The organism is Lishizhenia tianjinensis (assembly GCF_900116425.1).
Taxonomy (GTDB): Bacteria; Bacteroidota; Bacteroidia; order Flavobacteriales_D; family Crocinitomicaceae; genus Lishizhenia; species Lishizhenia tianjinensis.
In genome coordinates this window covers 280,553-291,277 of sequence record NZ_FPAS01000004.1, presented here as the reverse complement: position 1 = coordinate 291,277, position 10,725 = coordinate 280,553, and the positions used below count along the sequence as shown (strand labels likewise).

Here is a 10,725-nt window from a genome sequence, read left to right as displayed (position 1 = left end):
AGTAAGTCGACGCCACTTTTTAGAAAGCCTTGTTCCAAACGGAATGAGGCTTTTTTAGTTTATAGCCATTGGTGAAAAGTGATCCGTCATTAGTACACGAGATGGTGTTCATCGTCTCACGCCATACAAGTGAGCGATAGCCTTACTAGAAGAATCAATCTCCAATTTCCAATTTCAAATTCCTCAAAACTCTTGCTCAATACTGTCTTCTGTTAGGGATAGTAGTGGCACCCCGGATGGGAGCAGCTGTGTGGAAGAGGGAAAACGGAAAGTGACGCTAAGAAACTTATTGTTTGACCATAGTCCACTAAGCTGAACACAACGGAGTAGAGCGGATAGCCCGCCCGAACAGCCAGATTTAATTCAAAATTCATTATTCAAAATTCAAAATTTAAAAGTGTTGGTGGTTCTTTCTTTATACTTGGGAATTTGCGATAACTACATAGTATGCGTGGACTCAGTCATTGTTTTAATTGCAAAGTAAAGTGCTTATGAAAGGGGAAGTGTTTTGTCTATGGAATTAAATCATTTATAACCAACCTATGGCGTTAGCTTCTCGTTTAGGGTGTTAAATAACCCCACCGTATGAAAAAATTATATTTTTTATGTTTAATGCTGGCTATAAGTATTACTTCAGCATTTTCACAAACCTATTCGATTCCACATGCTCAGATACATAATGCTATAAATGTAGATACTGTCCAACTGAATAATGCTTCGAACAATTTTATCAATGTTCAGCAAGTATGTGGTTTTACTTCGAGTTATGGTAATTTCAATAATCTAACTGCACAATTACAAGCGAATTCTACTTATTCGTTAGATGTTGGAGTTAACACGTGTTCGTCTACTTTTTATACCAGTGTTTTAGAAGCTTGGATAGATTACAACCGCAACGGAATATTTGAACAAAACGAATCTATATTACTCGACAATGTTAGCAGTCAAGGAACAGCGAACTATACGTTTACCGTTCCAGCTACAGCTTTGAATGGTTGGACAAAGATGAGAGTGATGCTAGAGAAAGATACAACGGCTCCCTTAGATGCAAATAATGATATCTCAGTGGGGAATATACTCGACATGAGTTTGCTGATCAATGGTGGCCTATGTAGTCCTCCCTCTAACCTTGAAGTAACAGGAATTACTCCAACGAGTATGGATTTAAGCTTTACCCCTGGGCAGGCTATAAATTTTATCATAGAATATGGACCGTACGGATTTCAACAAGGTACGGGAACAACAATGAACATCGCTACCACAAATGCTACCTTAACCAATTTATTGCCCAATACGGTATATGATGTTTGTGTACGTTCTTTGTGTGCTCCTGGAGATACTTCTACAAGTACTTGCACCACTGCAGCAACTTCTGGTTTACCGTTGTATGTTAATAATGTTATCGGTCAATGCCCAAGTTTCCAAGATATAACCTTTTGGGGTACCAATTTAAATTTAACCAATGGTCAAGCTTCAGGCTTAACACTTCCCTTTAGTTTCGAGTTTCAAGGACAAGTTATAAACGAAGTTACCGTGGGTCATGACGGTGCACTTATTTTAGGCACCCAAACGGGCACGATAGGAACAGATATAGCTTCGTCTACTCAAAATGGATTTTTCGTCTTTAATCAGGCTTTATCTGCGTATACGAATGGTGTATTAACTGACGGGGTATATTATTTAACAGATGGTTTTGCGCCAAATAGAAAATTTATCGTACAGTGGAAAAATAGAGGATATGTTTCTTCCTCTCAGAACAATGCCGATAGAATTAATTTTGAAATAGTTTTAGAGGAGAATACAGGGAACTGTTATTTCATCTATGAAGATGTTGTTTTCTCCAATCCAAATTTCGATTTTGGAAAAGATGCAGAAATAGGGGTGCGTGGCCCCCTTCAGAATTTAGATATTTCTTTAAATGATGCAACCTACCTCCAAGGAAATAGCTGTGTAGTTTTAGAACCTACGATATGTGATCCTATATTCAACCTAACTCGACAAGATTTAAGTGAGAATGTGATTCGTTATACTTGGGCCAACACCAACTCATCCGTTAGTATAGAATATGGTCCAACAGGATATACACCGGGAGCAGGTATTAATTTGAATGTTTCTGGAAGTAATCAGCATCAATTTGTTTTGGGTACAAATGGTTTAGCGGCAGGAAACACGTATGAGGTTTACTTCAATACGAATTGTGGAAATGCTTCCCAAGGTCCAGCTTTGATGGATACCTTTACATTTGTTGATTGTACACCCCCAAAGATTATAGATGCTGATGTGCATACGGATACATTAATCATTGCGCTAGATAATTCCAACACGAACTTCAATTACCAAAACCACGTTTATTATAAATATGTTGGTAGTCCGGCATACACACACTACGTTCAGAGTAATCTAAGCTGGCCAGTAATTACTATAGATTCGATTGTAGACCTCAATTTAAATACTCCGTTTATGTTAGAGGTATGTGCAATGAGGGAGTGTTATAGTCAAGGACAATATATAGATAGTAGTGCTTGGAGTTGTTATCCTACACCAGTTCCAGCCAATATAAGTACCAATACAAGCCCATCGAGTTCTATTCCTTTAAGTGTAAATGGAGTGGCTTTAGTAACTACAAATCAAAATGTAAGCAATGCAAGCATCAGTACTCAATTGGCCAGTGCTATTCCTACTGGAAATACACTTACGGGTTGGGGGAATCAGTCGGTGAATAATGCATTATGGTTTCATTTCACTGCACCGGCTTCAGGAAATGTTATTATAGATGCTACAGGAATAAATCATTTGAACAAGTCTATTAGTCAACCCATTAATGTTGCCAATAAGGCTGCGGTCTTTAGCACTACAGATGTTAATAATGCGAATGCATTTTCTTTCATTGAAGCAAATGACAATTCAATGTTTGATACAAGTTTAGTATCCTTCGATTGGGTGTTATGTGGTTTAACACCTGGAGACACTTATTTTATATTGTACTCGGATGATGATGTAACAGCTGCGGGTGGTGAATTTTCCATACGATTAACTGATCCTGAGACCCTACAAGACATACAATTTGAGGCTAATCCGGGTATATGCTACACGGGAGAGAGTATGGATTTGACAACAACGCTTTCGACCTATCCAAACGAAGAGGGATTTTGGTTTTCAACGGTCCCATTTGTAAACGCCTCAATATTAAATCATCATTTAATGGTACAAGATCTACAAGAAGGCTTTTATGACATTTCTTACGCGAGTAATTTAGGGTGTGCTTCAGATACGGTATCGACACAAATTGAATTGGATAAACTACCTTATGCAGGTGAACCTAGTTCTCAATACACTATGGTGAATTGTCCAGTAGATTTATTGATACCTTTTCCGGCAGGTGATATTCCAACGGATACAGGAGGATACTGGATAGATCCGAATTACAATATAGTTCCTAATCCTGACAGTTTAGTTGCGCAAGTTCCGGGGCAATACAATTATAGGTATGTTGTAGAAGGTAGTGTATGTCCAAATGATACGGCACTTCTGGTTCTACTTGTTGACCCTTCTGGAAATTGTCATGCTTCTGCAGAAGAGGCATCTCAAATTAGTAAGATTGAGATTTATCCCAATCCATCCAAGGGTATCTTCTCTATTTTAGTTAATAGTAGCGCAAACAAAATTGCTTATAAAATATATGACACAAAAGGCAGTAGTCTGCAGGGTGATTTCATTGAGATCCCGACGAATGAAACGGTGGTAATTGATGTACAAGAACTACGTCCGAGTATTTATTTCATGGAGATAAAACAAAGGGAGTATACCACAATCCTTAAGTTGGTAATTCAATAAATCATTTTTGTATAAACCAGAGAGGCACCCTGATCATCGGGGTGCCTTTTTCGTTTGCTCTTTAAACTAATTCATTTAATAAAATTACTTTAGTTCTTCGCAAGTAGATTTTAAATATTGGGAATTCTACGTATCTTCAACCTAGAATGAAATATGCCCTATTTATCTTGTTGTTTGTTTGTGCTTGTACCACTTCTGAAATGCAGAAGGATAAGGTAAAGGCAACCTTAAACTATGCAATAAATTATAATGGAATTTTTACCAATATCTATGGTTTGGATATGGAGTTTAAGAACACCAATTTACCGTATTGGTGGTCGGAAAATTTTATAGATAGTCTAGATATTCAGCGAATAGAAATAAAGGAGTTCAAGGGTGAAGATTTCGACAAGGGAATAGATTACGGGCAAGCTTTACCCCGCAAGCAAATTAGTTTTAAGTTCAATACCAATGGAGCTTTGCGTTCTATGCATAAACTCGAGTATTACGATGATATATTAATTTCAAGCAAAGAATATAGGTTGGGAAAACCAGATGCCTGTGGAAGGGTAGAAGCGAAGCAAAAAGTGTTTAGTAAATTTAAAAAGAAACACTTTTACGATCCTAGTTTGGAAAATACAACGGAGGCATTCTTAGAACCCTTGGAAAATTACGATAGTGTGTATGTATACAAGGGAAGAAAGTCGGAGGTATTGTGCTTAAATACTCCTGATGGAAAAAAGAATTATCTACGTGATAGTTTAAACAAAGCCGTGTATGATGTTCAAGGAAGTTTGAAGAACCCGAAGATGATGTGTTGTTACCGTAAGGATACTCAAGATACCCTAGAACAAAATGTTTACAGTAATACTAACGTTTTGCTTTTCAATCAAAGTAATGAGGGTGAGGTGGAGCATAGGAAGTATTTTACCTATGCAAACAATACGTTGGTAGAGATTAAGGACAGTCTTTTTATAGAACAAGATTTTGTGAGTGAAGAGAGTTATTTATTCTTCTATGACAGCTTGGGTTTGCCTTCCCAAATTCAACGTAAAGAAACCTTGGAGAACAGTGTTTCTCAACTTAATGCAGTTTATATACTGATATTTAATGAGTGATAATCAACTCGTTTGTTGATACTTTCTGTATTTTTGCCTAGATAAAAATCACCTTTATGAAACTACTTATTTTGATTGCTTTGATTTTGAGTTGTAGTATTGCATACACTCAAATTGACTTAACGACCTCAGTCAATCACTCTCATGATTTTCCATTTGAAATTGGTATGGAAAGCAATTATTTCCAGTCTATTTACAATAAAGATGAAATTAAAGGAGCAGGAAATATTACAGGAATAAAATTGTATGTAACTGAAGGTTTTTCTTTAGGTGGAAACGATGATTTTGAGGTTTATCTTGGAGAAACTAGTTCTAATAACTTTCAGAATATAGGATTAATAGATACGGCACTTTTGGAGTTAGTAAGTGACACGACTGTACAGATTACCAAAGTTTGGGGTGCAGATTACATACAAATAGATTTTCCTGTACCGTTTAGTTATTCAGGTAATAGCAATTTGGTTGTTGGAATAAAAGAAAAGGGGAATGGGAAATATTATGGTGATTATCATGAGGGGTTTTATTGGAGTTATAGAAATGGAGCAACTCGTCGTAGCTGGAGTGTCAATGGAGACATAGATTTGTCTTTACAAGGTCCAAACTCGAAGGTTGATAAATTACTACAATTAACCCTTCTTGGTATTAGTCAAAGCTGTCCTAAACCCAAAAATGTAAGTCCAGTTGGAATAACTCAAACCGATTTATTTCTAACTTGGGATGACCCTATAAGTTCTGGAGATTACCAAATCAAATATGGATTGGTTAATTTTATGAATTCTGGTTCAGGTACTGATTTGACAAGTTCAACAGATTCGGCTTTAATTTTAGGTCTTACCTCAGCAACGCATTATGAGAGTTATATCAGAAATGTTTGTGGCGTTGGTGATACAAGTGCTTGGGTTGGTCCCGTTTATTTTATTACAGAATGTGCCACACAGCCTACTCCATTTATAGAAGACTTTGATGGTAATGCTTCATGTTGGCATTACCGAAAGGGAATTTTGGATACGAATTCGAGGTTAGAGTTTATCAATCAAACGGGTATCAATTTGTTTGGAGGACAATCTGGATTTAATCAATACCAAACCAATTTTAGAGAGTGGATTGTTTCTCCAAGCATACAAGTTTCCGCTTCTAATATGCAAGTAAATTTCGATTTAAAAAATGAATATGTTTGGGATGGTAAATACTACTCGTCTGCCTGGGCAGATGATGATACTTTAAACTTTGTTATTTCATATGACAATGGAGAGACTTGGGACAAAAGTAATATACTGGCTCAATGGAGTATTAATCATTTACCCGCGGATAGTTACGAAAATGTAAGTATTCCTATACCGAGCACCAACGGTCCTGTTAAGTTCGGTTTTTATAATATTAATACTATAGCAAATAGTTATAGTTTTATTGGGATAGACAATTTCAAAATAGAACAAATACCTAGTTGTAAACGTCCAAATCGTCTACATGTTAAATATGCGGATGACGAGAATATCTTTTTAGAATGGGAGGATACAATTTCAAATCAATGGGAAGTAGCATATGGTTTGGATGGTTTTTCAATTGGTACTGGTCAGGATACCACAATAAGTAGTAAGGAGCTACAAATTACTAATCTATTACCCGATGAAACGTACGATATTTATATCAGAACGAAATGTGGTAGTATTAATAGTCCGTGGTATGGGGCATTACCAGTACATACAGAATGTGCCAGTGATACAGTAAATTATACTTTCAATCATGATTGCTGGACTACAGGCATAGGTGTACTAACAGATTCAACACAAATGATTGCGAAATCTTCGAACTGGGACATGAATGTTTCAGGCTCCAGTATGGATCTTAGATATTTTGCTGTTAGTGATTGGCTCATTTCGCCGAGCATTTCATTATCAGGTAATGGAGATTATTTAAAGTGCAAAGTTAGAAATGTGGACTATAACATCAATCAGTATTATGGATGGGGAATTGATGATACCGTTGCTATTGTAATCTCTACAGATAATGGAATTACATGGGACATTAACAATGCACTCGAAATCTATACGTATTCAAACCGACCTAATTTATCCGATTTTTACCAGATGTACGATTTGTCGTCCTACACGGGAAAAATTAAGATTGGGTTTTATGTATCCTCGAAAAATAAGGATGGTGGTATGAAGATTTTTATTGAGAACTTTTACTTAGGTCAAGTTCCCTCTTGTTCTGCTCCGAGTAATTTTACTTTAGCAAATATTCAAGGTAATAGTGTAGATGTATTCGTTGATCATATTTTACCAGTTCAAGGGTACGAAGTGTCCATCGTTAATGCTGGATCACAACCCAATGCAAGTAATGTTGTATACTCTGCTATAGATTCAATTCACGTTTCAGGACTGAGTCCAAATACAAATTATCATGTCTATGTACGAAATGTATGTTCTAGTAGTGATGTAAGTATGTGGCAAGGTAGTTTGTTTTTCAAAACTCCCTGCGGAATTGAGCCTGTACCCTACCAAGAATATTTTTCTTCTAATTGGCCAAGTTGTTGGACAGAGGGGCAAGGTGTACTTTCAGACAGCACAGTCTTTACATCTACATTTTCTTTTTGGGATGATATATATTGGGGTTCATTTTTAGGATATAGTTTATGGGTCAATGATTTTGGTGTGAATACAGAAAATTGGTTGTTTACTCCATCTTTTGATTTGACAGGGGGAGATTATTTCATGGAAATAAATATGGTGGCAAAAAGTTCTACTCAGGGGTCTTTTTACACGTGGGGACCTGATGATAGTTTGACTTTGTTAATTTCTTTAGATAATGGTTTGACATGGTCGAATAGTAACATCTTAGAAGTATGGACAGATAGTAGTGGTGTGAACTCAAATATGCAAGTATTTAGCGTTGATTTATCTCCATATACAGGCGTAGTAAAATTTGCTTTTAGAGCTAGTAGTACCACGGATGATGGAAATTTGGGAATTGTAATTAGTGGAATAAACATTAAGGAGAAACCGGATATTGAAGCCTATTTTGCGCCTGAAATAGCGAATGATGTTATATGTGGCCCTGATTCTAGACATATAGATAGTTTGTTTTATATAATAAATAATTCCTATACTTCTGGTGTTGTTGTGCCTTATGAATTTAAAGTTGGATCTCAAGTTTTAAAATCTTCGAGTTTATGGGTTGGGCCCTTAGATACAGCACGGGTGCTTGTTGACAATATTGGTAGTTCTGGTCAACACAATATTGAGGGTTCAGTACTTTTTTCTATGGATGCCAATATGAATAACAATACAGCAAGTGTTTATCAAACGATATCTACTTGGGCGTATGATTCTACACAACATAATATAAGTTGTTATGGCGAGAATGATGGGTTTTTAGCCATCAATTTTTACGGGATGTTAGGTAATTATACTTATCATTGGGTGTCAAACGTAAGTAACCCCGCGAGCAATGTTATCACCAATATAACAGCAGGAGTATACACGATAAGCTACCAAGATCAATTTGGATGTAAAGACCTAATATCCTTTAATGTTACGCAACCCGATGAATTGGAGGTAGATCTTCAAGACAATTATAATGGTACGGTAACAGCTAATGTTTCCGGTGGTACACCACCCTATCAATATAATTGGTTTGGTTTAGGTATAGGACAAACGAGTTTACCTTCAGTAGGTTTGCAAAAAGTAATGATATCGGATGCCAATGGTTGTACGGTGGAAGATACAATTCATGCCATTGCCTCTGTTGATGATGAAGTCTTATCATTTTTGGTAGATGTATATCCTAATCCCGTAGCAAAAAACTTATTTATTCAGTTCAATTCATCGGTGAAAGATTTCACACATATAGTTCTTTATGATGTTAAGGGGAGTGAGGCAGAAATTCCAAATTTTGAAAATATAGGAGATAAGGTAGTTTTAGATTTATCGTCTATACCTGTTGGAGTGTATACGCTTAGGATAGAAATTGAACAAGGAGTGGTATATAAAAAAGTGGTAATTGTTAATTAGTTGAGAATTCTCTGCCAGGGGGAGAAGTGGCACCCCGCATTTTGCAGGTTGATATGATTTAGGTGCTTGAAAAGTGCCCTTAGAAACTTTACAAGCGCCCAAATAAATAAAAGCTGCAAAAGTGGAGTAAACGGATGACCCGTTCGGCAGCCAAAAAAAAGACTGTTCCTTTATTAGAAACAGTCTTAAAGTAGTATATATTTTACTTATTGCTTAATAAAAATGTTTTTTGGTTCGGTAAAGAAACGCAAGGCTTCCCAACCACCTTCACGGCCAACACCAGAAGATTTTACTCCACCAAATGGTGTACGTAAATCTCTTACCAACCACGCATTGATCCAAACAATTCCAGCTTGAACTTCATCTGCTACGCGGTGTGCTCTTTTTAAGTTAGATGTCCATATTGTTGCACTTAAACCATATTGCGTGCTGTTGGCCATCATGAGCGCTTCCTCTTCTGTATCGAAGGGAGTAAGGGTAACTACAGGACCAAAGATTTCTTCTTGGTTAGTTCTACAATTATAGTCTAAACCTTCAATTACTGTGGGAGCCACATAGTATCCATCTTTGTATTCTCCTTCTAACATAACACGTTCTCCACCACAAAGAACTGTTCCACCTTCTTCTTTAGCCAATTCAACGTAAGAAAGTACTTTTTCCATGTGTGGTTTGCTCACCAATGCACCCAAATGTGCTTTCGGATCTGTTGGGTTGGAAACTTTAGAATTTTTCACCTTTTCTACAAAGGCCGTTTTGAATTTGTCGTATATACTTCTTTCCACAAAAATTCTAGATCCACACAAACAAATTTGACCTTGGTTAGCGAAGCTAGAGCGAACTGTGGTACTCAACATTTCATCAAAATCGCAATCAGCAAAAATGATATTTGGATTTTTTCCTCCAAGTTCTAAAGAAAGTTTTTTGAACATAGGAGCGGCTATACTAGCAATGGTTTGACCGGTTTTGGTACCACCTGTAAAGCTAATAGCCTTTATTTTTGGATGGCGTACCATGGCATCACCAACCGTATGTCCGTAGCCATGTAGAATATTTAAAACTCCAGCTGGCATACCTGCTTCTTTCAATACTTTACCCAATAAAAAGGCTGTATAAGGAGTGATTTCTGAAGGTTTTGCAATTACACAATTACCCGCAGCTAAAGCTGGAGCAATTTTCCAAGAAAATAGGTATAAGGGCAAGTTCCATGGAGAAATACATCCAACAATACCCAAAGGCTTACGAACGGTGTAATTAACTCCAACACCTTCCATGTAGTGCGACTCAGAAGCGTAATGTTGAATTGCTGTAGCAAAGAATTTAAAGTTAGAAACGGCACGTGGAATATCTACATGTCCGGCCAACTTTAAAGGTTTACCATTGTCTTTACTTTCAGCAGCAACAAATTCGTCCATGTATTTTTCAATTCCTGTACTCACTTTCATAAGTATATCACCTCTTTCTTCTTTGCTCATGTTTGACCAAATTGGAAAAGCAGCTTCAGCAGCCTTTACAGCTTCTTCAACATCAGCAGCATTAGAATCTGGAATAAGGGAATACACTTTACCTGTTGCAGGTTCGTAGTTGTCTATATATTGATTGCTAGATGAGTTGATGTACTCACCATTTACAAAGTTTTGTAATTTCTCCATGCATGTAAAAATTGGACTCTAAAATTACTATTTTCTTGTGAATTTTGGGGGGAAACTGTGAAATAGAAATACGTGTTGGTAATACAGAAGGTAATGCGTTTTAGATGTTATACAAAAGTTATTTCTGCATAA

At 36.7% G+C, this 10,725-nt stretch carries 4 protein-coding genes; 3 read left to right on the top strand and 1 reads right to left on the bottom strand.

The window, feature by feature from the left end; all coding sequences use genetic code 11:
• Positions 1–585 precede the first annotated feature (585 nt).
• The 3 genes from BM327_RS12785 to BM327_RS12775 all read left to right on the top strand — a co-directional run bounded on the left by BM327_RS12785 (position 586) and on the right by BM327_RS12775 (position 8,944).
• Positions 586–3,834: a GEVED domain-containing protein gene (locus tag BM327_RS12785; RefSeq protein ID WP_090250952.1), complete on the top strand. Its 3,249-nt coding sequence runs from the start codon at positions 586–588 to the stop codon at positions 3,832–3,834.
• Between the two features lie 146 nt (positions 3,835–3,980).
• The gene (locus BM327_RS12780) at positions 3,981–4,931 is read left to right on the top strand and encodes a hypothetical protein (RefSeq protein WP_090250947.1); all 951 of its coding nucleotides are present in this window, start codon (positions 3,981–3,983) and stop codon (positions 4,929–4,931) included.
• A 56-nt stretch (positions 4,932–4,987) separates the two neighbouring features.
• Entirely contained in the window at positions 4,988–8,944 is a 3,957-nt protein-coding gene (locus BM327_RS12775) for a T9SS type A sorting domain-containing protein (RefSeq protein WP_090250943.1), read from the top strand.
• 206 nt (positions 8,945–9,150) lie between these two features.
• Here BM327_RS12775 and BM327_RS12770 read toward each other — a convergent pair whose 3' ends face one another.
• Entirely contained in the window at positions 9,151–10,593 is a 1,443-nt protein-coding gene (locus tag BM327_RS12770) for an aldehyde dehydrogenase (RefSeq protein ID WP_090250939.1), read from the bottom strand.
• Positions 10,594–10,725: the final 132 nt, after the last annotated feature.

Bases quoted from the DNA above. Each gene is read 5' to 3' on its own strand.
- BM327_RS12785 (WP_090250952.1), top strand. From the start codon at position 586: ATGAAAAAATTATATTTTTTATGTTTAATGCTGGCTATAAGTATTACT.
- BM327_RS12780 (WP_090250947.1), top strand. From the start codon at position 3,981: ATGAAATATGCCCTATTTATCTTGTTGTTTGTTTGTGCTTGTACCACT.
- BM327_RS12775 (WP_090250943.1), top strand. From the start codon at position 4,988: ATGAAACTACTTATTTTGATTGCTTTGATTTTGAGTTGTAGTATTGCA.
- BM327_RS12770 (WP_090250939.1), bottom strand. From the start codon at position 10,593: ATGGAGAAATTACAAAACTTTGTAAATGGTGAGTACATCAACTCATCT.